We start from the raw sequence: 24,801 nt of genomic DNA on the forward strand, positions 1-24,801 counted from the left end.
CTTCGTCGGAACCTCATTGGCTAGCGCCGATCAGCCGCGCGGGCCGCGGCCGCCGCCGGGACGGCCACCGCCGCGCGGGCCGCCCGGACGCGGCGCGCCGCCGGGACGGCTGTTGCCGCCGGGACGCGGCGCACCGGCGCGGTTGCCGCCGCCGGGCTTGCCGCCGGCCGGACGGGCGTTGCCGCGCGCCGGACGATCGCCGCCGTACGGGTTGAAGCCGCCGGGCGTGGCGTGGTCGGAGGGGAAGCTCGGGGCGTTGCCCGGATGGCCGTAGGGACGCGCGGCGCGCTGACCCTGGCCCTGGCTGCGACCGCCGCCGTTACCGCCGTTACCACCGTTGCCGCCATTGCCGTACGGGCTGTTGCCGCCGCCCGCGCCGCCGCCGAAGCCGCCGGCACCGCCCTGCGCACGGCCGCGACCGGCGCCACGCGCGCCGCCGCCGCCGGGACCGCTGGCGCCCGGACGGCCGCCGGGGCCCTTCTTGCCGCGGCCATCGGGATTGCGGTGGCCGCTCGGCCCGGTTTCCACGCCCTCAGGCACGTACCAGGTGCGGAACGCGGCCGGATTGCCCTCGGGCAGCGGCTTGACGCCCTTTTCCTTGCGGGTCTTGAACGGCTTGTTGGACTGCTTGGCCGCGGCTTCGCCGCTGACCGTCAGGCCGCCGTGCTTGCGCGGACCGCCGCGGCCGCGGCCGCCGCGGTCTTCGCGCACGTGGTCGAAGCGGCGCAGTTCGCGGCCTTCGTCGGCGGTGTTGTGGCCGCCGACGTAGCCGTGCGCGCGTTCGCCGGACAGGTGCACGGTCGACTTGGCCGCCTTGCGCTGGCCGATCACCGGCTGCAGGGTCAGCGCCGAGGGCGTGCCGTCTTCCAGGCCCAGCTCCTTGCGCAGCGCCTCGACCTTGTCGCCGGCCAGTTCCTGCGAATGCCCGCGCAGCAGCTCGCGCGGCAGCGCCACGCCGCCGTAGCGGATGCGCTTGAGGCGGCTGACCTGGCAGCCCTGCGATTCCCACAGGCGGCGCACTTCGCGGTTGCGGCCTTCCTTCACCACGACCCGGAACCAGTCGTGCGAATCGGTGCCGCCGATGCGTTCGATCTCGTCGAACTTGGCCGGGCCGTCGTCCAGCGACACGCCGCGGGCGAGGCGGTCGACCAGGTTGTCCGGCACGGTGTCCTCGCCTTCGGGAGCGCGCACGCGGCAGACGTACTCGCGCTCGACTTCGAAGGAGGGATGCATCAGCGCATTGGCCAGCTCGCCGTCGGTGGTAAGCAGCAGCAGGCCGGTAGTGTTGATGTCGAGGCGGCCGATCGCGATCCAGCGCGCGCCCTTGAGCGCGGGCAGCGAATCGAAGATGGTCGGGCGGCCTTCGGGGTCTTCGCGGGTGGTGACTTCGCCTTCGGGCTTGTTGTACATCAGCACGCGCGAGGGCTCGGTCAGGGCGCTGGCGACGAAGCTGCGGCCGTCCAGTTCGATCTTGTCGCCGCCCTTGATGCTCACGCCGATCTGGGCGACTTCGCCGTTGACCTTGACCAGGCCGTCGGCGATGCGCTGCTCCAGGGCGCGGCGCGAGCCCAGGCCCGCTTGCGCGAGCACTTTGTGCAGGCGTTCTTCCAGACGCGGCGCTTCGGCCGCGGCGTCGCTGGCGCGCTTCAGGGAAAGCTTGCGACGGGTTTCTTCAGTCATTTGTCTTGCTCCGGCCGGTCGTCTTCGGACTCGGCCTCAAGTTGCGGAACGTGCTCGTTAAGAGCGTCGGTCGTCGTCTCGACGGCGGGTTCGCTTTGTTCGTGTTCGTTCGCGTCCGCCGCGCGCTCGCCCGGCGCGGCTTCGGGGTCGTCCGAGAGGACGGTGTGTTCGGTGTCTTCGTCCGTCGCCGCGGCGGGCGCGTCGGCGGACTGGGATGCTTGGGGTGGTTCGTCTTGGGTGTCGGCGCCGACGGCGGTTTCGTCCGTCGCGGCGTTGGTTTCGTCTGCCGCGGCCTCAGCGTCGGCATCGGCCGGCGCTTCGTCGTTGGCGGCGGGGGCGGCGTCGTTGGCCGCATCCGTCTCGCCTTCGCCGTCGTTGCCGGCGTCGACGCCGGCCGGGATCGGCGCGCCGTCCAGCGGCAGCTGCGGCTCCAGTTCGCCGATGTCCTTGAGCTCCGACAGCGGCGGCAGGTCGTCCAGGCGCTTGAGGCCGAAGTAGTCCAGGAAGGCCTTGGTGGTGCCGAACAGCGCCGGCTTGCCGGGCACGTCGCGGTGGCCGACCACGCGGATCCACTCGCGTTCTTCCAGCGCCTTGATGATGTTGCTGCTGACCGCCACGCCGCGCACCTGCTCGATCTCGCCGCGGGTGATCGGCTGGCGGTAGGCGATCAGCGCCAGGGTTTCCAGGGTGGCGCGGGTGTAGCGGGTCTGGCGCTCGGTCCACAGCCGCGCGACCCAGGCGTGCACGTCGGCCTGGACCTGGAAGCGGAAGCCGGAGGCGACCTCGACCAGCTCCACGCCGCGCTCGGCGCAGCCTTCGCGCAGGGTCTGCAGCGCGGTCTCCACGCTGTCCGCCGGCGGCGGCTGGTCTTCCGGGAACAGCGCGTGCAGCTGCGTCAGCGACAGCGGCTGGTTGGCCGCGAGCAGGGCGGCTTCGACGATGCGGGTGATCAGCAGTTGGTCCATTACAGCCGGGATTCGCAGTTCGGGAATGGGGATCGGCCGAGGCCGCGGGCGGGCAGGTGGTGCGGGTGGAGCGGGGGCGCCGGGACGGGCGGAGTCCGCGACGCGGACGGGCCGGCGCGCCGGCTCACGCCTGGCTTTCGTCGTTGGCGGCGTCGTCGAACTCGCTGCTGAGCTCGATGTCGTCCGGGTCCTTCATCAGCGCCAGCGACTTGACGTAGATCGGCGCCAGCGAACCGTCCTGGACGATCTCGACCAGCTGTTCCTTGGCCAGGGTCAGCACGCCGAGGAAGGTCACGACCGCGCCCAGGCGGCCTTCCTCGACCGCGAACAGCGATTCGAAGCGGTGGAACGCGCCGTCGGCCATGCGCGTGAGCAGCTCGCCCATGCGCTGGCGCACGCTCAGCGCGTCGCGCTTGATCGCGTGCTGGGTGTACAGCTCGGCGCGCTTGAACACGTCGTGCAGCGCCAGCAGCAGTTCCTTCAGCTCGACCGGCGGCGGCAGCCGGATCGAGGCGCGGTCCGGCACGTAGGCCTGCACCGGCGCGGTGTCGCGGTCCTGGCGGGGCAGGGCGTCGATGTCCTCGGCGGCCTTCTTGTAACGCTCGTACTCCTGCAGGCGGCGGACCAGCTCGGCGCGCGGATCCTCTTCCTCGCCCTCCTCGTTGGCCGCGCGCGGCAGCAGCATGCGCGACTTGATCTCGGCCAGCATCGCGGCCATGACCAGGTAGTCGGCGGCCAGCTCGAAGCGCATCTCGTGCATGGCCTGGATGTATTCGACGTACTGGCGGGTGATGTCCGCCACCGGGATGTCGAGGATGTCCAGGTTCTGCCGGCGGATCAGGTACAGGAGCAGGTCGAGCGGGCCTTCGAAAGCTTCCAGGATGACTTCCAGCGCGTCCGGCGGGATGTACAGATCCTGCGGGATCTGCAGCACCGGCTGGCCGTGCACCACCGCCAGCGGCATTTCCTGCTGCTGCGGCGCGGTCGGGCCCGGATTTTGCCCCGCGGCGGCACCGGCGGTGGAGTCCGCAGTGGATTCGTCGTCGGGCGCGGCTTGGTGGGTCATCAGGAACCGGCCCCTCCGGGCCGTCGGCAAAGCGATGTTGCGACGATGCGCGCGGCACGGGGCCGCGCCGGGCCTGCATTCGGGACGGGCGGGAAGGCTCCCGAAACGGGGCTCCCTGCGTACCGGACGAAGCGTCCCTACGGGTGCTACGGACCACTCAAAAAAGGTGTGCGCTTGGCCCGAACGGCTCCGACCGGCGCGCCAGGAAGGGCTTGGCGGCTGGGACCAGGAGGCTTGCGGGCGCGGGCCGGAGGACGACAGCGACGCACGCGTACCGGCGCACCGATGGTGTGCGTGGGAGTACGGGTACGGACGTGGCGACGGGCGTGGGGTTCCGGTCGCGACGGGTTTGCTGCATCCGGCCTGACGGCAATCGGGGGTTAGGGTAAGGGCTGGGCGCGATGGTGTCCAGCGCCGGCATGAACGGCGGGCGGGCGCGGCGCGTCCGCGCACCACGCGGGCGCCGGCTTGGCGCACAATCTAGAGCAATTGATCCACGCGTAAGCGACATCGTTATATATAGGCTCGCGGCCGCCGAACGGTCGCCGCGCAGCTGCCGTCGGGGGGCGGCATGCGGCTAAACTGGCGCTGTCGCGGTATTCACGGCATTCACGCACGTTTTGGGGAATTCAGGATGAAGCAAGCAAGGATTGCGGCCCTCGCTCTGGCCGTGGCGTTGACCGCCTGCAGCAAGCCGCCGGCCGCCGCGCCCGAGGCCGCACAGCCGGCGCCCGCCGCCCAGCCCGCCGCCACTGCGAGCGCTGCCGCGCCGGCCGCCGCACCCGCGGCCGCCCGCCCGGCCCTGCCCGAAGGCGCCTGCGCCAAGACCGAGGACGGCTTCGCCACGTTCCTGGAGGCCTACATCGCCGAACCGGACAAGCGCGCCGCCTACACCGCGCCGGAAATCGAAGTGCGCGACATCAAGGATCCCTCCAAGCTCATCGCCAAGCAAAGCGCGCAGCAGGCCGACCCGTTCCGGATCGTCCTGGTCGACTCGCAATGGTCCTACTTCGAGCCGGGCAAGCCCGACGGCGAGCTGGCCCGGATCCAGCTCGACCGCAAGCTCGAGGGCGACCGGATGCGCCTGGATTTCGTCAAGGCCGAGTTCTCGCCCGACGAAGAAGTAGTCAAAACCCTCGGCCCGCCCGAGGCGTATGTGTTCGGTTACGAACAAGGGTGCTGGCAGCTGACCCTGCAGCTGCGCTGATCGCGCGCCCGCGACCACCGACGCGGGTCCGGCCCCATCACCCAGCGCGCAAGCGCATGAAACATCGACAAGGAGAAGTACGATGCCCAACTACAAGATCGTCGAATCGGTCGGCAGCAAGGTCCAGGATGTCCACGACTTCCAGGACATCGAGCGCCACCATCCCAGCCGCGGCAACGAGAAGGGCCGCGTCTACGGCACGGTCAACGGCGAGCGCGAAGAGCTGCTCGGCAACTACAACGGCAAGGCCACCGTCACCCGCGACGGCGACCACTTCGTGTCCAAGGACTTCGTCCTGCAGGCCGGCGGCTCGGCCTCGGTCAAGGTGCCCGCGGTGGCCAACGGCTACATCGGCAAGATCGATCCGCGCGACGGCATCGTGCAGATCTACGACAAGCCGGCCAGCGACCCCTCGCGCGAGATGATCGCCCAGTACCGCCACCTGGACCTGCGCAACACCAACCTGCGCGAAGGCCAGAAGATCGAGTACGGCGAGCCGGTCGGCATCCAGAGCGGCTTCAACAAGGGCAAGTCCGACGCGTTCGGCAAGCACGTCCACATCGACATCAACACCAGCTACCTGCCGCAGATGGATCGCTACATCCGCGACATGGACCGCGGTGCGATCACCACCGACAAGCACCCGCCGCACTCGGAGAACCTGACCGGCAAGGCCCAGGTCAGCGACGTGTCGGGCAAGGGCAGCATCGTCCACAACCCGGGCGCCAGCGCCGGCAACGCGCACAAGCACGACCACAAGCCGGGCGAGAAGCACCACGACGCGCCGGCCGCGCCGATGGCCGACGGCGTGCTGCGCAAGGACGAGCGCGGCCCGGAAGTCAAGGCGATGCAGGAGCGGCTCAACGCGCTGGGCTATCGCGACGCCGAGGGCAAGGCGCTGGTCGCCGACGGCAAGTTCGGCGACCGCACCAAGCACGCGGTGGAGCAGTTCCAGAAAGAGCACCCGGGCCTGACCGTCGACGGCATCGCCGGCCCCAACACCCTGCGCGAGCTCAAGACCGCGCAGCCGCGCCACGACGCCAACGCCGGCCCGCTGCTGTCCGATCCGGCCCACCGCGACAACGCCATGTACCAGCAGGCGGTGACCGGGCTGGAGAAGCTCGGCGGCTTCAAGAACCACCAGGAGATCGAACGCGCCGCGGCCGCGCTGACCTACGACGCGCGCGCCACGGGCCTGACCCGGATCGACGCCGTGGTGTCCAACACCAACGGCAACGGTTTGTTCGCGGTGCAGGGTCAGCCGAGCGATCCCGGCAACCAGCGCGCCTACATCGACCGCGCCCAGGCGGTGGGCCAGAGCGTGGAGCAGTCGACCCAGCGCCTGCAGCAGGACGTGCCGCAGTCGGCGCAGCAGCAGGAACAGCGCCAGCAGGAACAGCAGCGCAACCAGCAGTCGAGCCAGACCAAGGTCGCCTGACCTGGGCGGCCCCGCCGCCGCGGCGACGCGGCGGTGCGCCGCACCCAAACGGCCCGCATCCTCGCGATGCGGGCTGTTTTCTATGTCCGCCCGCTTCTACGTCCGCCCGTTCCAGTAAGGAGACTGACGGTGGCGCAAGCCCGAATTTTCGCCGACTTCGCCGATGCGGCGGCCGACGGCTGCCTGCGCCTGAGCGCGCGCGCCACCGTGGACGACGTGCGCCGCCTGGGCGTGCAACTGCGCCCGGGCCTGGTGCTGGCGCTCAGCGACGGCCAGCGCATGGCCCTGGCCCAGGTGGTCGATTGCGAAGCCTGCGGCGCGCGCCACGCGCGCCTGTTGTCCGAGCCGGCGGCGGTGGAGCTGCGCTGAGCGGCGCGACAACGCGGACCGCCGGGTTGGGCAAGTTCGCGCCGCGCCGGCGCCGGTGCGGCTGCCGCTACAATGCGCGCTTCCCCACGTTGCCGGGTCGAGGTTCGCCATGTGGTATCTGATCGAGGGTTACGACGTCGCCGATGCGCTGCCCAAGCGCGCCGCGGCGCGGCCCGCGCACCTGCAACGGCTGCACGAACTGCGCGACCAGGGCCGCCTGCTGCTGGCCGGGCCGTGCCCGGCGATCGACGCCGAAGACCCGGGTCCGGCCGGCTTCAGCGGCAGCGCGATCGTGGCCGAGTTCGAATCCCTGGAGGCCGCGCGCGCCTGGGCCGACGCCGATCCGTATGTCGAGGCCGGCGTGTACGCGCGGGTCGAAGTGCGGCCGTTCCGCAAGGTGCTGCCGTGAGCCTGCCGCGCGAGCAGCGGGCCGCGGCGATCCGCGCCGCGATCGAATCGGCGCTGGCGCCGGTGGCGCTGGAGATCGAGGACGAAAGCCACCGCCACGCCGGTCACGCCGGCGCCCAGGACGGACGCGGCCATTTCCGCGTCGCCGTGGTCAGCCAGGCTTTCGCCGGGATGCTGCCGCTGGCGCGCCATCGCGCGGTCTACGCCGCGGTCGGCGAACTGATGACCACCGACATCCATGCCTTGGCGATCGTGGCCAGGACGCCGGACGAGGCGAGCAGCAAGGTAGGGAACTGACGCAGAGAAGCGGGGAACCGAGCGGCGCCGACGAAACGCTTTGGCTCGCTGCTCGTTGCTCTCGACTAGTTCGTCGTCGATTGGTTTCTCGCCGTGCTGCGTCGCAGCATGGCTTTACCAGGGATTTGGCCGCTTTCCGACCGTCTAAACGCTTTTCATAACAAGCGCTTTACACTCGTTCCTGAAAACGTTTACAGTCGTCGCACTTTCAGCCGCGAGGGGCGGTCGAGGACTGTGGTGAGCGTGACGATCAAAGATGTCGCCCGCGCGGCCCAGGTGTCGGTGGCGACAGTATCGCGGACCTTGAACGGCCATGGCAACGTCGCCGAGGACGTGCGCCGGCGCGTATTGGCCGTGGCCAACGACCTTCGCTATACGCCGCACGCGGCGGCGCGCAGCCTCAGCAGCCGCCGCACCCAGACCTTGGGCGTGGTGCTGCCGGACCTGCATGGCGAGTTCTTCTCCGAACTGGTGCGCGGCGTCGATCAGGTGGCCCGCGAGCATCGCCTGCATCTGTTGGTGTCGAGCTATCACGGCCAGCCGGAAGAGCAGGTGTCGGCGCTGCGCGCGATGCGCGGCCGGGTCGACGGCCTGCTGGTGATGTCGCCGTATGCCGCCGCGCAAGTGTCGATCGCCGAAGAACTGGCCGCGACCCTGCCGACCGTGCTGATCAACGCCCAGGACGCGTCGGCGGAAACGCCGTCGCTCAACGTCGACAACTACGGCGGCGCGCAGGCGATGGTCGAGCATCTGGTCGCGGCGGGCCATCGCCGCATCGCCTTCATCGCCGGCCCCGAGGACAACTTCGACGCCAACGAGCGCCTGCGCGGCTATCGCGAAGCGCTGGCGCGGCTGCTGCCGGGCGCGCCCGAGTGGGTGCTGCCGGGCCGCTTCGACGAAGCCTCCGGCAACGCCGCCGGCAACGCCTTGCTGGCCGCGCGCGAACGTCCCGATGCGGTGTTCGCCGCCAACGACATGATGGCGCTGGGCTGCCTGTTCGGCCTGGTCCAGGGCGGCCTGCGGGTGCCCGACGACATCGCCGTCACCGGCTTCGACGACATCCCGCTGGCGCGCTACGTCCACCCGGCGCTAACGACCATGCGGGTCAATATCGCCGAGCTGGGCGCGCGCGCGGCGCGCATGCTGCTGGCGCGGCTCAATCCCGAGCCGGCCGCGGACGCGGCGCAGGCGCCCGGCGAGCATTCCAATCCATTAGAAAAACCGCGGCAAAGCGAGCCGTTGCGGCCTGAGTTGATCGTGCGCGAGTCGGGACTACGCCGGGGGGGCGGCGCCTGATCGCGGGCGAAAAAAATTTGGTCGTGCGTGTAAGCGATTACAAAACATGCCGCTTCTCAGCGCTGCACCGCAGTACGTGCTCCTTGGAGGGAGGAACGCAGATGAACCACGACAATAAGACCCCACGCCGACATCCACGGCTCCGCTTCGCCACCGCCCCGGGCCGCAGCCTGCTGGCCTGCGCCCTGGCCAGCTGCCTGATGCTGGCCGCGCCGGCCGCGCTGGCGCAGAGCACCGCGGCGACCATCCGCGGCACGGTCAGCGGCAACGCCGGCCCGTCCGGCAACGCCAGCGTGACCGCGACCAACCTGGCCAGCGGCCTGGTGCGCAAGGTCCAGACCGGCGGCGACGGCAACTACACCCTGGCCGGCCTGCCGCCGGGCACCTACCGCATCGACGTCAACGCCGACGGCCAGAACAACACCCGCAACGTCACCGTCGCGGTGGGCCAGACCGCGACCTTGAACCTGTCCACCGGCGGCGTGGCCGAGACCGCGCCGACGGGCGAGGCCACCGATCTGGACAAGGTCACCGTGACCTCGACCGCGCTGGTCGAGAACAAGACCTCGGAAATCGCCACCTACGTCAGCAACAAGCAGATCACCGCGCTGCCGCAGGCCTCGCGCAACTTCCTCGCCTTCGCCGACATCGTCCCGGGCGTGCAGTTCAAGACCGGCACCGAAGGCTCGACCTCGCTGCGCAGCGGCGCCCAGCTCAGCAACGGCATCAACGTCTACGTCGACGGCGTGGGCCAGAAGGACTATGTGCTCAAGGGCGGCATCACCGGCCAGGATTCCAGCCGCGGCAATCCGTTCCCGCAGTTGGGCATCGCCGAATACAAGGTGATCACCTCCAATTACAAGGCCGAGTACGACCAGCTCAGCAGCGCCGCGATCACCGCAGTGACCAAGTCCGGCGGCAACGACTTCCACGGCAGCTTCTTCTGGGACTACACCTCCGACCAGTGGGCGGCGAAGACCCCGCGCGAGGAAAAGGGCGAAGTGCCCAAGGCGCAGCAGAAGGAAGAGCAGTACGGCGCGTCCTTCAGCGGTCCGCTGATCCAGGACAAGATGCACTTCTTCCTGACCTACGAGGCCAAGGAGTACAGCTCGCCGCGCGCGATCATCCCCGGCCGCAACTACCGCATCGACCAGTTGCCGGCGCAGTTCCAGGAAATGACCCGGCAGTCGCCGAGCGCGCCGTTCAAGGAAGACCTGTATTTCGGCAAGATCGACTGGACTCCCGGCGACAATCATCTGATCGAGTTCACCGCCAAGTACCGCAAGGAAGACGAACTGACCAACATCGGCGGCGCCAAGCTGCCGCAGTACGGCACGCTCAAGGCCGGCGAGGAAACCCGCCTGGACCTGCGCTACCAGTACACCGCCGAGAACTGGCTCAACGACGCGCACCTGACCTATGAGGACGTCAGCTTCGGCCCGCGTCCGGCGACGCTGCAGAACGGCTTCCAGCTGCGCGTGCCCAAGCAGGGGCAGGAGGCGCGGAACAATCCCGACATGGAAGAGGTGCTGTACTTCGGCGGCGGCGGCGATTTCCAGGACAAGGGCCAGAAGGGCTACGCGCTGCAGAACGATTTCACCTGGAGCGGCTGGACCGGGCACACGGTCAAGGCCGGCGTGAAGTACAAGGTGATCGACATCAATGCGATGGAGAAGCAGCCGTACTCGCCGCAGTTCCGCTACGACATCCGCAACTTCGCCACGCCCTACGAAGTGGTGTTCTCCGGCACCGCCGGCGACTTCCCGCCGAGCGTGAAGTCGCGCAACAAGCAGTTCGGCATCTACCTGCAGGACGACTGGGAGGTCAACGAGCACCTGACCTTGAACCTGGGCCTGCGCTGGGATTACGAGCAGACCCCGAGCTACGAAGATTTCCGCACCCCGGCGAACCTTGCCGCGGCGCTGCGCGGCTGGGCCAACATCAACAATCCCAACGTCAACTACGACTACAACGACTACATCAGCAGCGGCAACAACCGCAAGGCGTTCAAGGACGGCTGGCAGCCGCGCCTGGGCTTCTCCTACGACCTGGCCGGCGACGAGCGCCACGTGATCTTCGGCGGCGCCGGCCGCTCGTACAACCGCAACCAGTTCGATTACCTGTCCTTCGAGCGCTATCGCCTCGCGTTCCAGCAGGTCACCTACCAGTTCAACCAGCCCAACCACGCCTGCACGGTCACGCCCAACGGGAACTGCTTCAATTTCGACCCGAGCTTCTACGACCCCGAGGTGCTGGCGGCGCTGGCGCGGCAGCGGCCGAACGCCGGCAGCGAGGTGTTCCTGCTCAACAACGACCTCAAGACGCCGTATTCCGACCAGTACAGCCTGGGCATGCGCAACAGCTTCGAGATGTTCGGCCAGGAGTGGAATTCCTCGGCCACCGCGGTGTACGTGCGCAGCAAGGACGGCATCTTGTTCACCCTCGGCAACCGCCGTCCGGACGGCAGCTTCTTCCCGCCGGGAGTGAGCTTCGGCAGCGCGCCGTTCGGCGACAACCTGCCGGGCTTCGGCAAGTTCTTCCTCGGCAACAACGCGGTGGAGACCAAGACCAAGCAGTTGCTGCTGTCGCTGGACAAGCCCTTCACCGAGGAGTCGGGCTGGGGCGTGAGCTTCGCCTACACCTACACCGACGCCAAGGAGAACCGCAACAACTCCGACATCTTCTCGTTCGATTATCCGAACCTCGACGACGTCGGATTTTCGCGCGCGCTGGGCATCTCCAAGCATCGCTTCGTCGCCACCGGCATCATGGACTTCTACGGCATGACCTTGTCGGGCAAGCTGACGCTGGCGAGCCCGGAGGCGGAAGAGTCGCTGAACTGCATCAAGAACGGGCCGAACAACTGCTTCTTCGATCCGTACACGCCGGGCGATACGATCGGCTTCAAGCAGTTCGATATGGCGCTGCAGAAGGAATGGGACACCGGCGCCGGCTTCAAGCTGTGGGCGCGCGGCGACGTGCTCAACGTGTTCAACTGGCGCAACTACATCGACTTCGACACCTACCGCGGTGCGGTCGGCGCGCCGAATCCGAAGCTCGGCGAGCGGCGCGACAACATCTCGCTGCCGACCCGCATGTTCAAGCTGTCGATGGGCTTCAACTGGTAAGCCTCGCGCCGGCCGCCCGATCTCGGGCGGCCGGCCGCGGCGTTCAAGGCAACGCTTCCACGAAGACACAGGGGTCTTTGGCTTCATGCAACAGGTGAAAACGACAACGCGCGCGGTTTGCTTGGCTGTCCTGGGCACGCTGGTGCTCGCATTGTCCGCCTGCAAGAAGCCGGAAACGCAATCGCAGACGCAGCCGATCGTCAATCCGGAGCCGGTCGTGGTCGAGCCGCTCAAGCAGGAAAGGCTGGAACTGCCGCCGTTGTTCCGCGATATCGAGAAGCGGACGTTCCAGTTCTTCTGGGACACCACCAACGAGCGCAACGGCTTGACTCCCGACCGCTATCCCTCGCGCCCGTTCGCGTCGATCGCCTCGGTCGGCTTCGCGCTGACCGCGTATCCGATCGGCATCGAGCGCGGCTGGGTCAGCCGCACCCAGGCGGTGGACCGCACCCTGACCACGCTGAAGTTCCTGCGCGACCTGCCGGCCGGCCCGCAGGCCAGCGGCAAGGGCAGCTACAAGGGGTTCTACTACCACTTCCTCGACATGCAGAAGGGCGAGCGCTACGACAGCTGGGTCGAGTTGTCGAGCGTGGACACCGGACTGCTGATGATGGGCGTGTTGTTCACCCAGTCCTATTACGACCGCGACGACGCGCGCGAGAAGGAAATCCGCGAGATCGCCGACACCTTGTACAAGCGCGTGGACTGGCAGTGGCTGCAGCAGAACAAGCCGCTGATCTCGATGGGCTGGTTCCCCGAGTCGGGCTTCATCAAGCACGACTGGATGGGCTACAACGAGGCCATGCTGCTGTACGTGCTGGCGCTGGGCTCGCCGACCCATCCGGTCGAGCCGGAGGCCTGGACGGTGTGGACGCGCACCTACAACGATGTGTGGGGCGTGTACCAGGGCGAGGAATTCCTGGCCTTCGGCCCGCTGTTCGGCCATCAGTACAGTCACGTCTGGATCGATTTCCGCGGCATCCAGGACGACTACATGCGCGAGCGCGGCATCGACTACTTCGAGAACAGCCGCCGCGCCGCCTACGCCCAGCGCGCCTACGCCATCGCCAATCCGATGAAGTGGAAGGACTACGGCCCCGAGCTGTGGGGCCTGACCGCCAGCGACGGCCCGCAGCAGACCTTGCAGGAATACCGCGGCGAGCAGCGCCAGTTCCGCCATTACTCCGCGCGCGGCGCCGGCCTGCGCGAGAACTTCGACGACGGCACCATCGCCCCGACCGCGGCGATCGCCTCGCTGCCGTTCGCGCCGGAGATCGTGATCCCCACCACCGTGTCGATGCACGAGCGCTACGGCGAGTACATCTATTCCAGCTACGGCTTCCTGGATTCGTTCAACCCCAGCTTCAACTACGACATCCCGCTCAAGACCGGGCGGCTGGTGCCGAACCAGGGCTGGGTGTCGAGCGATTACATCGGCATCGACCAGGGGCCGATCCTGACCATGATCACCAACTACCGCAACGAGTTCGTCTGGAACGTGATGAAGCGCAACGCCTACATCCGCACCGGACTGGAGCGCGCGGGCTTCAAGGGCGGCTGGCTGGCGCCGGCGGACAGCGGCAAGGGCGAAAAGGGCAAGGACGGCAAGGACGCGGGCAAGGACAAGCAGGCCGCCGAGGCCAAGCCGGCGGCCAAGCCGGACGGCCCGATGGACCCGGCCACGGCGCGCGCGCTCGGCGAAGCGGAATCGCGCGCCGGGCGCACGCCGCCGAAGCCGGCGCCGAAACCCGAATGAAGGCCAGCGCGACGGCCGGAGCGACGGCATGAGCGCGCGCGCGCGAACGCCGCGGCGCTTCGCCGCCGCCCGCCGCCTGCTAGCGCTGACTGCGCTGGCGCTGCTGACGGTCCTGCTGGGCAGTTGCTCCGGCCGCGGCGACGGCCGCACGGTGGTGAAGTTCTGGGCGATGGGCTTCGAAGGCGAGATGGTCCAGCGCCTGATCCCCGAGTTCGAGCGCCGCAACCCCGGCATCCGCGTGCAGGTGCAGCAGCTGCCGATCACGTCCGCGCACGAGAAGCTGCTGACCGCGTTCGCCGGCGATTCGCTGCCGGACGTGTGCGCGATCGGCAACACCTGGGTGTCTGAGTTCGCCTTGCTCGACGCGCTGGAGCCGCTCGACGGCCGCCTGCGCGCGACGCCGTCGCTGCGCGCGCAGGATTATTTCGCCGGCGCCTGGGACACCGGCGTCATCGACGCGCAGGCCTACGCGGTGCCGTGGTATGTGGAAACGCGGCTGCCGTTCTATCGCCGCGACCTGCTGCAAAAAGTCGGCATCGCCGCGCCGCCCAAGACCTGGGACGAGTGGAAGACGGCGATGGCGGCGATCAAGCGCGAGGTCGGCCCCGACCGCTACGCCGTGCTGTTTCCGCTCAACGAACCCGAGCCGCTGTTGAATCTGGGCATCCAGGCCGACGAACCGCTGCTGCGCGACGGCGGCCGCTACGGCAATTTCCGCAGCCCCGGCTTCAAGCGCGCGCTGGCGTTCTATCGCGAAGCGTTCGAGCGCAAGTGGGCGCCGCTGGCCAGCAACACCCAGATCGCCAACGTCTGGAACGAGTTCGGCCGCGGCTATTTCAGCTTCTACGTCAACGGCCCCTGGAACATCGCCGAGTTCAAGAAGCGCCTGCCGGCCGATCTGCAGGACACCTGGATGACCATGCCGCTGCCGGGCGAACACGGGCCGGGCGCGTCGGTCGCCGGCGGCGCCAGCTTCGTGCTGTTCCGCGGGTCGCCGCGCCAGGACGCGGCGTGGAAGCTGATCGCGTATCTGTCCGAGCCGCAGACCCAGATGCAGTTCCACGGCCTGACCGGCAACCTGCCGCCGCGGCGCGAGTCGTGGAATGCGCCGGCGCTGGTCGCCGATCCTTACGCGCGCGCGTTCCGCGACCAGCTCGAACGCGTGCGGCCGGCGCCGAAGGTGCCGGAGTGGGAGCGCATCGCGATGGAGATCAAGCTGGTCGGCGAGCAACTGGCCAACGGCCGGCTCAGCGTGGATCAGGCCGCCGAGGAACTGGATCGCCGCGCCGACCGCATCCTCGAGAAGCGCCGCTGGATGCTCGACCACGCCGCCAAGCCGGCCGCCCAGCCGGCGACGGCCGGGGAGGGCGCATGAAGCCGTCCACCGCCGGCTGGGTGTTCGCCGCGCCCGCGCTCGGCGTGATCGGCGTGTTCTTCGGCCTGCCGGTGCTGGCCGCGCTGGCGCTGAGCCTGACCGACTTCGACATCTACGCGCTGGCCCACCTGGAGAACCTGCGCTTCGTCGCCTTCGACAACTACCTCAATCTGCTGCGCAATCCGCTGTTCTGGAAAGCGCTGGGCAACACCTTGTACTTCGTCGTGGTCGGCGTGCCGCTGTCGATCGCGGTGTCGCTGGGCGCGGCGTTGCTGCTGAATTCCAAGCTCGGCGTGTTCAAGCCGTTCTTCCGCACCGCCTTCTTCGCGCCGGTGGTGACCACGGTGGTGGCAGTGGCGGTGATCTGGCGCTATCTGCTGCACACCCGCTACGGCCTGATCAACTGGGGGCTGTCGGCGCTGGGCATCGACCCGGTCGATTGGCTCGGCGATCCGCATTGGGCGATGCCGAGCATCATCTTGTTCGCGGTGTGGAAGAACTTCGGCTACAACATGATCATCTTCCTGGCCGGCCTGCAGGCGATCCCGGAAGACCTCTACGAAGCCGCGCGCATCGACGGCGCCAGCGCCTCGCGCCAGTTCCGCCACATCACCTTGCCGATCCTCGGGCCGGTGCTGCTGATGGTCAGCATCCTGACCCTGGCCGGCTATTTCCAGTTGTTCGCCGAGCCCTATGTGATGACCCAGGGCGGCCCGCTGCAAAGCACGGTCAGCGTGCTGTACCTGATGTACGAGGAAGGCTTCAAGTGGTGGAACCTGGGCAACGCCTCAGCGGTGGCGTTTCTGCTGTTCGTGCTGATGACCGCGACCACCAGCGCGCTGATGTGGCTGGCGCGGCGCCGGGGGATCGAATGAACCGCGACGGCATGCCGGCGTGGCTGGCCCGCGCCATCGTCAACGGCCTGCTGATCGCGCTGGCCGTGCTGAGCCTGGCGCCGCTGCTGTGGATGCTGGCGGTGTCGCTGATGCAGCCCGGCGAGGCCGCGGCGTTCCCGCCGCCGCTGTGGCCGCAGTCGCCGACCCTGCACAACTACAGCGAGTTGTTCTCGCGCATGGGCATGGGTCGCTACCTGCTCAACAGCTTCCTGGTCTCGACCCTGGTCACCGTGATCGCGGTGTTGCTCAACACCCTGGCCGGCTACGCTTTCGCCAAGCTCGCCTTCGCCGGCCGCGAGACCGCGTTCCGGCTGCTGCTGGCGGCGCTGGTGATCCCGGCGCAGGTGTCGATGATGCCGCTGTTCCTGATGCTCAAGCAGATGGGCCTGATCAACACCTACGCCGGCGCGGTGGTGCCGGGCATGGCCGGCATCTTCGGCATTTTCCTGGTGCGCCAGTACGCGCGCTCGATCCCCGACGAACTGCTGGAGGCGCCGCGCATCGACGGCGCCGGCGAGCTGCGGATCTTCTTCCAGATCGTGCTGCCGGCGTTGCGGCCGATCCTGGTGACCCTGGCGATGTTCAGCTTCCTCGGCGCCTGGAACGATTTCATGTGGCCGCTGATCGTGCTCAGCGACGAACACCTGCAGACGTTGCCGGTGGCGCTGGCCTCGCTGTCGCGCGAGCACGTGCAGGACAACGAGATGATGATGGCCGGTTCGGTGGTGACCGTGGTGCCGGTGCTGCTGCTGTTCCTGGTGCTGCAGCGGTATTACCTGCAAGGTCTCCTGGTCGGCAGCGTCAAGGGCTGAGGCCGGCGACGGGCGCCCGCGGCTGCGGGCGCGATGGCAACGATGGACGGGCCGCGGACCGCGGCGGAAGGAGTGCGAGCGATGGCGAAGTGGTTCCTGCAGCGTGTGTGGTCTCACCCGGCAGTCGTTCCGGCGCAAGCCGGAATCCCTCCCAAGCCCGTCATTCCGGCGAAAGCCGGAATCCCTGCCAAGCCCGTCTTTCCGGCGAAAGCCGGAATCCCCCCTAAGCCCGTCATTCCGGCGAAAGCCGGAATCCATTTTGCTGTCGCTTTTCCCAACGGCGATGAACGTCGGGCAGAAGCCAAGTCAAAATGGATTCCGGCTTTCGCCGGAATGACGACGGGTGGAGCGGCGAAGGCGGGAGCGGCGGCATTGGCGGCGAGTCTGCTGGCGCTGGCGTTCTCGGCCGATGCGCTTGCGCAGGGCGCCACCGCTGCGCCGCGCACGCTCGACGACTTCGAATCCGCCTCGCCGTGGAAAGTCGTCGTCTCCGACCAGGTCACCGCGCAACTGCGCAAGACCGAAGGCGCCGACGGCGCCGCGCTGTGCCTGGACTACGATTTCAACGGCGTCTCCGGCTATGCCGGCCTGCAGCGCGAGCTGCCGCTGGAGTATCCGGACAACTACCAGTTCGCGTTCCGACTGCGCGGAGATTCGCCAGCCAACGACCTGCAATTCAAGCTGGTCGACGCCAGCGGCGACAACGTGTGGTGGGTCAACAAGCCGCGCTACGACTATCCGAAAGCCTGGACGCCGGTGGTCTACAAGAAGCGCCACATCTCGCGCGCCTGGGGCCCGGATCCGGATCCGAGCCTGCGCCGCAGCGCCAAGCTCGAATTCACCGTCTACAACAGCGCCGGCGGCAAGGGCTCGGTGTGTTTCGATTCGCTGAGCCTGCAGCCGCTGCCGGTCGATCCGGGCGGGCCGTACGACGCTCGCGCCAGTGCGAGCGCGTCGCTGCCCAACGGCGCGGCGGGCAACGCGGTCGACGGCAAGCGCGACAGCGCGTGGCGGGCGAAGCTCGATCCGGCCAAACCGCCGCAGCTGACCGTCGACCTGGGCCGTTCGCGCGAGCTCGGCGGCGTGGTGCTGCGCTGGCTCGGCGACGCTTACGCTTCGGCCTACCGACTCGCGCTGTCCGACGACGGCCAGCGCTGGCGCGATGCGCTCGCGCTCGGCGATGGCGACGGCGGTTCCGACTATCTGGCCCTGCCCGAATCGCAAGCGCGCTATCTGCGCTTGACCGCGTTGGCCGGACCTAAGGCGGATATCGCGCTGGCCGAGTTCGAGACCCAGCCGCTCGAGTTCGCCGCCACGCCCAACGATTTCGTCCGCGCCGTCGCCGCCGAGGCGCCGCGCGGCCGCTACCCGCGCGGTTTCAGCGGCGAGCAGCCGTACTGGACCCTGATCGGCGTCGACGGCGGCACCGACCAGGCGCTGATCGGCGAGGACGGCGCGATCGAAGTGGGCAAGGGCGCTTTCAGCCTGGAGCCGTTCGTGGTCAGCGACGGCAAGCTGACGAGCTGGGCCGATGCGCAGACTTCGCAGAGCCTGCAGGACGGTTATCTGCCGATTCCTTCGGCGCATTGGCGCCACCCGCAGTTCAAGCTCGACATCACCGCCTTCGCCGACGACCGCCGCGATGCCGGCGGCGGTTCGCGGCTGATGGCGCGCTACCGGCTCAGCAACGACACCGCGCAGGAGCGCAGCTATCGCTTCGTGCTGGCACTGCGGCCGCTGCAGGTCAATCCGCCGACCCAGTTCCTGAGCCAGGTCGGCGGGGTCAGCCGCATCCAGAGCCTGCGCAGCGACAAGCACGGCTTCAGCGTCGAAGGCGGCGACGGCCTGCGCGCGGCGCGGCGGATCCAGGCCAGCGCCGCCGATGCGAGCCTGGCGGCGACGTTCGATCATGGCGACGTGGTCAAGCGACTGGCGCAGGCCGATTGGAAGCGGGCCTGCGAGGACTGCACGCCCGAAGGCGATCTGCTGCTGCGTTTCGGCGGCTCGGTGCAGACCGGCGTCGAGCACGACCGCAACGCGATGGCGTCCGCCGCGCTGGTGTATCGGGTCACGCTCAAGCCGGGGCAGTCGCGCGAGTTCGTCTGGAGCACGGCGTTGATCGGCGAGGACGACGGCGGTTTCGCCGACGCCGCCGAAGTCGCGGCGCGCCAGCAGCTGGTCGCGGCGCAATGGCGCGAGAAGCTCGACCGGGTCAAGCTGCGCGTGCCCGCGGCCGGCCAGCATCTGGTCGACACGCTGCGCACCGCGCTGGCGCACATGCTGATCAGCCGCACCGGCCCGCGCCTGCAGCCGGGCACGCGTTCCTACGCGCGCGCCTGGATCCGCGACGGCGCGATGATCAACGAAGGCCTGCTGCGCCTGGGCCGCGAGGACGTGGCCGAACAGTTCCTGCGCTGGTATGCGCCGTACCAGTTCGCCAACGGCAAGGTGCCGTGTTGCGTCGACGACCGCGGCAGCGACCCGGTGCCGGAGAACGACAGCCACGGCGAACTGATCTTCGCCATCGCCGAGCAGTACCGCTACGACCGCAATCGCGAACTGCTGGCGCAGATGTGGCCGCACGTGGTCGGCGCGGTGCGCTACATGGATCAACTGCGCGCCAGCGAGCGCACCGAAGCCAATCGCGCCCGCGATCCGGCGTTCTACGGAATGATGCCGGCTTCGATCAGCCACGAAGGCTATTCGGCCAAGCCGATGCATTCGTACTGGGACAATTTCTGGGCGCTGCGCGGCTACAAGGACGCGGTCGAGATCGCGCAGTGGTTAGGCAAGGACGAGCAGGCGCGCGCGTTCGCCGCGTCGCGCGACGAGTTCCGCGCCGATCTGTACGCCTCCATCGGCCACGCCGCGCGCCGCCACGGCATCGACTACATTCCCGGCGCCGCCGAACTCGGCGATTTCGACGCCACCTCCACCACCATCGCGCTGGCGCCCGGCGGCGAGCAGGGCTGGCTGCCGCAGCCGCTGCTGGACAACACCTTCCAGCGCTACTGGAAAGAGTTCGTCGACCGCCGCGACGGCCGCCGCGAGTGGAAGGACTACACGCCTTACGAGCTGCGCACCGTCGGCAGTTTCGTGCGCCTGGGCTGGCGCGAGCGTGCGCACGAGGCGCTGGATTTCTTCTTCAAGGACCAGCAGCCGCGCGGCTGGAACCAATGGGCCGAAGTGGTTTCGCGCACGCCGCGCAAACCGTTCTTCGTCGGCGACCTGCCGCACGCCTGGGTCGAGTCGGACTACGTGCGCTCGGTGCTGGAGATCTTCGCCTACACCCGCGACCTGGACCGATCGCTGGTGCTGGCCGCGGGCGTTCCGGCGACGTGGCTGGACGGCGAGGGCGTGAGCGTCTCGGGCTTGCGCACGCCTTACGGTGCGCTGGGGTATCGCTTGCGCCGCGAAGGCTCGCAGGTGGTGTTCGAGCTGGAGCCTGGCTTGCGCGTGCCGCCGGGCGGGTTGGCGCTGAAGTGGCCGTTGGCGACGGCGCCTGGGCGGACCCGGGTCGATGGTAAAGCGGGCGAGTGGAAGGACGGCGAGTTGAGGATCGAGCGCGCGCCGGCGCGGGTGACGGTCGAGGTGAAGTGAGGTTTGTGCGTTCGATCGAAGGCGATCTCGAAGTCGCCGGGAGGTCGCGTAACTCCCGATCCGTCATCCCCGCGAAGGCGGGGATCCGGAGACTTCAGAGTCATGTCGCGATAAAGCCCTGGATGTTCGGCTTCGCCGAAGTACAGCGGAGCCCGCCTTCGTGGGAATGACGGTAGATGGGTTTCGTCGCGTCTCTCTCCAGCCGTCATCCCCGCGAAGGCGGGGATCCAGAGACTTCAGAGTCATGCCGCGATAGAGCCCTGGATGCCCGCCTTCGCGGGCATGACGGTAGGTGGGTTTCGCGGTGTTTCTTCCAGTAAGTGGGTTGCCCCGCGTCTCTTCCGGCCGTCATCCCCGCGAAGGCGGGGATCCAGAGACTTCAGAGCCATGCCTCGATAAAGCCACGGATCCCCGCTTTCGCGGAGATGATGGTCTGGCGGGTTCCGCAGCGAATTGCGCGAGTGCTCGGTGCAGCATGCAGCGAACGAACGGCGCCGGCACTCAACGCCGCACGGATCGCCAAGCGCCGCACACCACGCAACCACCGACACGCCGCGCCCTCACGGACACCAATGCACGTCCAGCGGCACCTCGCCCTGCATCGCCAGCAGCACCGGCCAGCGCTTCGCGTCGCCGTCGGCCAGCGCCTGGCGGAACACGTCGCGCTTGGCCTTGCCCTGGATCAGCAGGAACCGCGATTGCGCGAACGCCAATCCCGCCGGGGTCAGACTGATGCGTTTGCTCCATTGCCGCGCGCCCGCCGAGCCGCCGGCGTCGATGGCGACGTAGGGTTGGCGCGAGGCCAGCACCCGGTCGAGCGCGGCCATGCCGGGGAACAGCGAGGCGGTGTGGCCGTCTTCGCCCATGCCCAGCACCGCGGCGCTGGCGTGCTGGCGGGCGTGGGCGTTGGCGAAGGCCACCGCTTCCTCCATGCCGTGGCCGGGACGGGTCAGGGATTCGAAGCGCGACATCGCGGCGTTGTCGCGCAGCAGATTGCTGCGCACCAGCCAGGCGTTGCTGTCGGGATCGCTGGGTTGCAGCCAGCGTTCGTCGACCAGGGCCACATCGACGCGCGCCCAGTCCAGCGGCGCGCGCGCCAGTGCGCGGTACACCGGCGCCGGTGTGGTGCCGCCGGACAGCAGCAGGCGCGCGCGCGGGCGCCGGGCGAGGTCGCGGCGCAGTTCGGCGGCGATGGCCACCGCGCTGGCCCAGGTCCAGGCGTCGGCGTTGCGGTGTTCGTGCCAGCGATACGGCGCGGCCGCAGGCTGGGCGGGATCGTGCGGGACGGGAGTGGGGTCGTCGAGCATGCGGCGATCTTCGCATGCGCCGGTTTAAGCCGGTGTGCTGACTGAATGTGACTGATGCCTCATGTGCGGGCGGTTGGAATGCGCATCGAAGCCGTAGCGGGCGGGGTATGAGGTCGTTGCGGAGGCGAAGCGGCGGGCGCCGGGAGATAGGAGTTGCGGCTGCCCCCTCGGCCGGCACCGCATTCCCCATTCGTCATTGCGGCGAAAGCCGGAACCCATTTTGACGTTGCTCTCGATTCGCATCGGCAAACAGCAAAAATCAAAATGGGTTCCGACTTTCGCCGGAATGACGGAGGCGGGCGACTGTGCGGGTTTGCTGCTTTTGTCGCGACAAGAAAAAGGCCGCCGGGCGAGGGCGGCCTGTTCGGCGTTGCAGCGGCGGTTGCGTTGGCCGGGTCGCGGCTTGCGCCGCTCCTACAGGAGGAGCGGCGCCGCGGTTACGCGGCGGCTTTGAGCGCGCACTGCGCGGCGAGCGCGGCGGCGCCGAGCAGGCCGGGCTGCGGGTGGGTCACCGCCAGGGTCGGCACCCGCGCCATCGTCGGCGAGAACCGGCCCTTGTGTTCGAAGCGCTGGCGGAAGCCGGAGTGGGCCAGCCACGGCATCAGCTTGGGCACCAGGCCGCCGGGCAGGAACACGCCGTCCCAGGCGCCCAAGGTCAGCACCAGGTCGCCGGCGGCGGCGCCGAACACCGCGCAGAACACGTCGATCGCGCGCAGGCAGCGCACGTCGCCTTCGCGCGCCATCGCGGTGATGTCCTGCGGCTGCAAGGGGCCGGGGTCTTCGCCGGCGATCTGGCTCAGCGCGCGGTGCAGGTTGACCAGGCCGCTGCCGCTGATCAGCCGCTCGTTCGACACCCGCCCGAACTCCCCCGACAGGCGCTTGAGGATGTCGATCTCCTCGGGATTGTTCGGCGCGAAGCTGACGTGGCCGCCTTCGGTCTGCAGCGGATAGAAGCGGCCGTCGCGGCGCAGCAGCGCGCCCACGCCCAGGCCGGTGCCCGGGCCGATGATGGCGTAGGTGCGGTCGCCGCTGTCGTTCCAGCCGTTCCAGCGCACGCCGCCGACCGGCACCACGTCGCCGGTGCCGAGCAGCGACACCGCCATCGCCTGCGCGGCGAAGTCGTTGACCAGGTCGATCCGGGTCAGCCCCAAGGCGATGCGCGTGCGCTCGGCCGAGATCACCCACGGATGATTGGTGATCCGCGCCTCGTCGCCGTCCACGCGCCCGGCCACCGCGAACACGCCGTGGCTCGGCGCGGCGCCGACCTTGTCGAGGTAATGCCGCGCGGCGTCGGCCAGCGAGGGGAAATCGGCGACCGCGTAGACCTGCACGCTGTCGGGCAGCAGCGCCGGCGCGGACGGGTCGGAGGTGCCTAGGGCGAAGCGGGCGTTGGTGCCGCCGATATCGGCCAATAACGCGCCGGTCATGCCTGGGCCCCGCGGTAGCCGTTGGTGGGCGGCAGGAAGCGCTCGGCTTCGGTCGGCCCCCACGAGCCGGCCGGGTATTCCAGCGCGGGCTGCGCGGTCTGGCTCCACGCGCTTTCGATGCTGTCGATCCAGTGCCACGCCGCTTCGACTTCGTCGTCGCGCACGAACAGGGTCTGGTTGCCGCGCAGCGCATCGACGATCAGGCGCTCGTAGGCGATGCGCCGCTGCGGCGAGCCCGACATCGACAGGTCCAGCGACATCGGCTTGAGCTCCAGCGCGCCCCATTCCGGCGCGGCCAGGCTGCCCATCAGGCCGAGCTCGATGGTCTCGTCCGGCTGCAGGCGCATGCGCAGGCGGTTGGGGCGTTCGCGGCCGCGGCGCGGGCGTTCGAACAGCCAGTGCGAGGTCGGCCGGAACGACACCACCACTTCGGTGGCGCGCTCGGCCAGGCGCTTGCCAGTGACCAAGCGGAACGGCACGCCCGCCCAACGCCAGTTGTCGATGAAGGTCTCGACCGCGACGAAGGTTTCGACCGGCGACTCGTGCACGAAACCCTTGACCGCGCGGCCCTCGACCACGCCGGCGCCGTAGCGCCCGCGCACCGTGCGCTGGGCCGCATCGGCCGTGTTGACCGGGCGCAGCGCGCGCAGCACCTTGCGCTTCTCGTCGCGGATCGAATCGGCGTCCAGCGCCGACGGCGGCTCCATCGCGATCAGGGCCAACAACTGCAGCATGTGGTTCTGGACCATGTCGCGCAGCGCGCCATAGCCCGCGTAATAGCCTTCGCGGCCGTCCACGCCGGCGGTCTCGCCGACGAAGATGTCGACCGACTCGATCCAGCGGTGCTGCCACACCGCCTCCAGCAAGGTGTTGCCGAAGCGCAGCGCCAGCAGGTTCTGCACCGCGGCCTTGCCCAGGTAATGGTCGATGCGGAAGATCCGCGACTCGTCCAGGCAGGCGCGCAGCGCGGCGTTGATCTCGCGCGCCGAGGCGAGATCGCGGCCGATGGGTTTTTCCAGCACCAGCCGCGATTCGCCTTCGAGCAGGCCCGCGGCCTTCAGGCCCTTGGCGCAAGGCACGAACAGATCCGGCGGGGTCGCCAGATAGCTCACGCTCGCGCGGTCGGCATAGGACGACAGCGCCGCGGCGATGGCGGCCTCGTCGCGCAGGTCGACCGAGACGTAGGCGATGCGGGCGAGCAGTTCCTCGACGATGCCCGGATCGTCGGCGACTTCGCCGGCCATGCGCTCGCGCAGCCAGGCGCGGAATTCTTCGTCGCTGTGTTCCTGGCGGCCGACCGCGACGATGCGCAGCGACGCCGGCAGCAGCCGGTCGCGCCACAGGTGGACCAGCGACGGGAACAGATAGCGTTGGGACAGATCGCCGGTGGCGCCGAACAGCAGCAGAGTGTCGTGCATGGAGCGGACGGACCAAGAGGAAAGGGGGAAGGCCGGACGCCGCGCGGGGCGGCGCGAAGTGGCGTTCGCGGCCGGCGCCCAAGCATAGTCGCTAGCCTGGGCGGCGGGCGAACTTTGCCCGTGCAATCAGGGCGGGCGTCGCAGCGGCGAGCGCAGCGGGCGCAGGCCGCAGCGCGGTTGTGCGCAGTCGTGCCGGCGCGCGGGTGCGGGCAGGGCGCACACTCGCGTGCGGCCGCCAATGCGCATCAGGCGCGACGCGCGCATCCGCGCCGCAGCGACGCCGTCGTCGATACGCAGCGCAGCGCCGGCAGGGTGCGGCGACGCGGACGAGGCGCGAGCGGCGGGGCGGTCGATCA

General features: G+C 69.1%; 17 protein-coding genes and 1 pseudogene. 12 read left to right on the plus strand and 6 right to left on the minus strand.

Going from position 1 to position 24,801, the window contains the following annotated elements; all coding sequences use genetic code 11:
* Positions 1-30: 30 nt before the first annotated feature.
* From BLU84_RS16550 to BLU84_RS16560, 3 genes and pseudogenes are all read right to left on the minus strand, one after another.
* Positions 31-1,680: a pseudouridine synthase gene (locus tag BLU84_RS16550; RefSeq protein ID WP_074869732.1), complete on the minus strand. Its 1,650-nt coding sequence runs from the start codon at positions 1,678-1,680 to the stop codon at positions 31-33.
* Positions 1,673-2,645 (minus strand): annotated as a pseudogene (gene scpB, locus BLU84_RS16555) (SMC-Scp complex subunit ScpB). Before scpB ends, BLU84_RS16550 begins: the two are co-directional and overlap by 8 nt.
* Positions 2,646-2,769: 124 nt before the next feature.
* Entirely contained in the window at positions 2,770-3,609 is an 840-nt protein-coding gene (locus BLU84_RS16560) for a segregation and condensation protein A (RefSeq protein ID WP_074870305.1), read from the minus strand.
* Positions 3,610-4,345: 736 nt separating this feature from the next.
* On the opposite strand from BLU84_RS16560, the gene BLU84_RS16565 reads away from it, so the two are divergent.
* From BLU84_RS16565 to BLU84_RS16620, 12 genes are all read left to right on the plus strand, one after another.
* A complete protein-coding gene (locus tag BLU84_RS16565; protein ID WP_074869734.1) occupies positions 4,346-4,918 on the plus strand; it encodes a hypothetical protein in 573 nt (190 codons plus the stop codon).
* 82 nt (positions 4,919-5,000) lie between these two features.
* Positions 5,001-6,356 carry a peptidoglycan-binding domain-containing protein gene (locus BLU84_RS16570; RefSeq protein ID WP_074869737.1) on the plus strand — a complete coding sequence of 452 codons (1,356 nt, stop codon included), beginning with the start codon at positions 5,001-5,003 and terminating at the stop codon, positions 6,354-6,356.
* A gap of 66 nt (positions 6,357-6,422) precedes the next feature.
* Positions 6,423-6,725, plus strand: coding sequence for a hypothetical protein (locus BLU84_RS16575; RefSeq protein ID WP_139175053.1), 303 nt, complete (start codon positions 6,423-6,425; stop codon positions 6,723-6,725).
* A 109-nt stretch (positions 6,726-6,834) separates the two neighbouring features.
* Positions 6,835-7,134: a YciI family protein gene (locus tag BLU84_RS16580; RefSeq protein ID WP_074869747.1), complete on the plus strand. Its 300-nt coding sequence runs from the start codon at positions 6,835-6,837 to the stop codon at positions 7,132-7,134.
* Positions 7,131-7,430, plus strand: coding sequence for a BolA family protein (locus BLU84_RS16585; RefSeq protein WP_139175054.1), 300 nt, complete (start codon positions 7,131-7,133; stop codon positions 7,428-7,430). The genes BLU84_RS16580 and BLU84_RS16585 overlap by 4 nt, the downstream gene beginning before the upstream one ends.
* 234 nt (positions 7,431-7,664) lie before the next feature.
* Complete coding sequence (locus BLU84_RS16590) at positions 7,665-8,726, plus strand: LacI family DNA-binding transcriptional regulator (RefSeq protein WP_074869750.1); 1,062 nt, start codon at positions 7,665-7,667, stop codon at positions 8,724-8,726.
* Positions 8,727-8,827: 101 nt separating this feature from the next.
* A complete protein-coding gene (locus BLU84_RS16595) occupies positions 8,828-11,854 on the plus strand; it encodes a TonB-dependent receptor (RefSeq protein WP_074869753.1) in 3,027 nt (1,008 codons plus the stop codon).
* Positions 11,855-11,939: 85 nt separating this feature from the next.
* Entirely contained in the window at positions 11,940-13,610 is a 1,671-nt protein-coding gene (locus BLU84_RS16600; RefSeq protein WP_074869756.1) for a glucoamylase family protein, read from the plus strand.
* Positions 13,611-13,638: 28 nt separating this feature from the next.
* Positions 13,639-14,985, plus strand: coding sequence for a sugar ABC transporter substrate-binding protein (locus tag BLU84_RS16605; protein WP_083382725.1), 1,347 nt, complete (start codon positions 13,639-13,641; stop codon positions 14,983-14,985).
* Positions 14,982-15,860, plus strand: coding sequence for a carbohydrate ABC transporter permease (locus tag BLU84_RS16610; RefSeq protein ID WP_074869759.1), 879 nt, complete (start codon positions 14,982-14,984; stop codon positions 15,858-15,860). Before BLU84_RS16605 ends, BLU84_RS16610 begins: the two co-directional genes overlap by 4 nt.
* Positions 15,857-16,693 (plus strand): carbohydrate ABC transporter permease, encoded by an 837-nt coding sequence (locus tag BLU84_RS16615; RefSeq protein ID WP_074869763.1) that lies wholly within the window; start codon positions 15,857-15,859, stop codon positions 16,691-16,693. Before BLU84_RS16610 ends, BLU84_RS16615 begins: the two co-directional genes overlap by 4 nt.
* 333 nt (positions 16,694-17,026) lie before the next feature.
* The gene (locus tag BLU84_RS16620; RefSeq protein WP_083382726.1) at positions 17,027-20,293 is read left to right on the plus strand and encodes a discoidin domain-containing protein; all 3,267 of its coding nucleotides are present in this window, start codon (positions 17,027-17,029) and stop codon (positions 20,291-20,293) included.
* Positions 20,294-20,853: 560 nt separating this feature from the next.
* Here the strand turns inward: BLU84_RS16620 and pgl are convergent.
* The 3 genes from pgl to zwf all read right to left on the minus strand — a co-directional run bounded on the left by pgl (position 20,854) and on the right by zwf (position 24,445).
* Positions 20,854-21,600 carry a 6-phosphogluconolactonase gene (pgl, locus tag BLU84_RS16625; protein WP_074869767.1) on the minus strand — a complete coding sequence of 249 codons (747 nt, stop codon included), beginning with the start codon at positions 21,598-21,600 and terminating at the stop codon, positions 20,854-20,856.
* A gap of 437 nt (positions 21,601-22,037) precedes the next feature.
* On the minus strand, positions 22,038-23,027 hold the full coding sequence (gene glk / locus BLU84_RS16630; RefSeq protein ID WP_074869769.1) for a glucokinase: 990 nt from the start codon (positions 23,025-23,027) through the stop codon (positions 22,038-22,040).
* Positions 23,024-24,445 (minus strand): glucose-6-phosphate dehydrogenase, encoded by a 1,422-nt coding sequence (gene zwf, locus BLU84_RS16635; protein ID WP_074869772.1) that lies wholly within the window; start codon positions 24,443-24,445, stop codon positions 23,024-23,026. The genes glk and zwf overlap by 4 nt, the downstream gene beginning before the upstream one ends.
* Between the last annotated feature and the right edge of the window lie 356 nt (positions 24,446-24,801).

This window comes from Lysobacter enzymogenes, assembly GCF_900106525.1.
In the GTDB taxonomy this organism is placed as follows: Bacteria; Pseudomonadota; Gammaproteobacteria; order Xanthomonadales; family Xanthomonadaceae; genus Lysobacter; species Lysobacter enzymogenes.

Bases quoted from the DNA above. Each gene is read 5' to 3' on its own strand.
- BLU84_RS16550 (WP_074869732.1), bottom strand. From the start codon at position 1,680: ATGACTGAAGAAACCCGTCGCAAGCTTTCCCTGAAGCGCGCCAGCGAC.
- BLU84_RS16560 (WP_074870305.1), bottom strand. From the start codon at position 3,609: ATGCCGCTGGCGGTGGTGCACGGCCAGCCGGTGCTGCAGATCCCGCAG.
- BLU84_RS16565 (WP_074869734.1), top strand. From the start codon at position 4,346: ATGAAGCAAGCAAGGATTGCGGCCCTCGCTCTGGCCGTGGCGTTGACC.
- BLU84_RS16570 (WP_074869737.1), top strand. From the start codon at position 5,001: ATGCCCAACTACAAGATCGTCGAATCGGTCGGCAGCAAGGTCCAGGAT.
- BLU84_RS16575 (WP_139175053.1), top strand. From the start codon at position 6,423: ATGCGGGCTGTTTTCTATGTCCGCCCGCTTCTACGTCCGCCCGTTCCA.
- BLU84_RS16580 (WP_074869747.1), top strand. From the start codon at position 6,835: ATGTGGTATCTGATCGAGGGTTACGACGTCGCCGATGCGCTGCCCAAG.
- BLU84_RS16595 (WP_074869753.1), top strand. From the start codon at position 8,828: ATGAACCACGACAATAAGACCCCACGCCGACATCCACGGCTCCGCTTC.
- BLU84_RS16600 (WP_074869756.1), top strand. From the start codon at position 11,940: ATGCAACAGGTGAAAACGACAACGCGCGCGGTTTGCTTGGCTGTCCTG.
- BLU84_RS16605 (WP_083382725.1), top strand. From the start codon at position 13,639: ATGAGCGCGCGCGCGCGAACGCCGCGGCGCTTCGCCGCCGCCCGCCGC.
- BLU84_RS16610 (WP_074869759.1), top strand. From the start codon at position 14,982: ATGAAGCCGTCCACCGCCGGCTGGGTGTTCGCCGCGCCCGCGCTCGGC.
- BLU84_RS16615 (WP_074869763.1), top strand. From the start codon at position 15,857: ATGAACCGCGACGGCATGCCGGCGTGGCTGGCCCGCGCCATCGTCAAC.
- BLU84_RS16620 (WP_083382726.1), top strand. From the start codon at position 17,027: ATGACGACGGGTGGAGCGGCGAAGGCGGGAGCGGCGGCATTGGCGGCG.
- pgl (WP_074869767.1), bottom strand. From the start codon at position 21,600: ATGCTCGACGACCCCACTCCCGTCCCGCACGATCCCGCCCAGCCTGCG.
- glk (WP_074869769.1), bottom strand. From the start codon at position 23,027: ATGACCGGCGCGTTATTGGCCGATATCGGCGGCACCAACGCCCGCTTC.
- zwf (WP_074869772.1), bottom strand. From the start codon at position 24,445: ATGCACGACACTCTGCTGCTGTTCGGCGCCACCGGCGATCTGTCCCAA.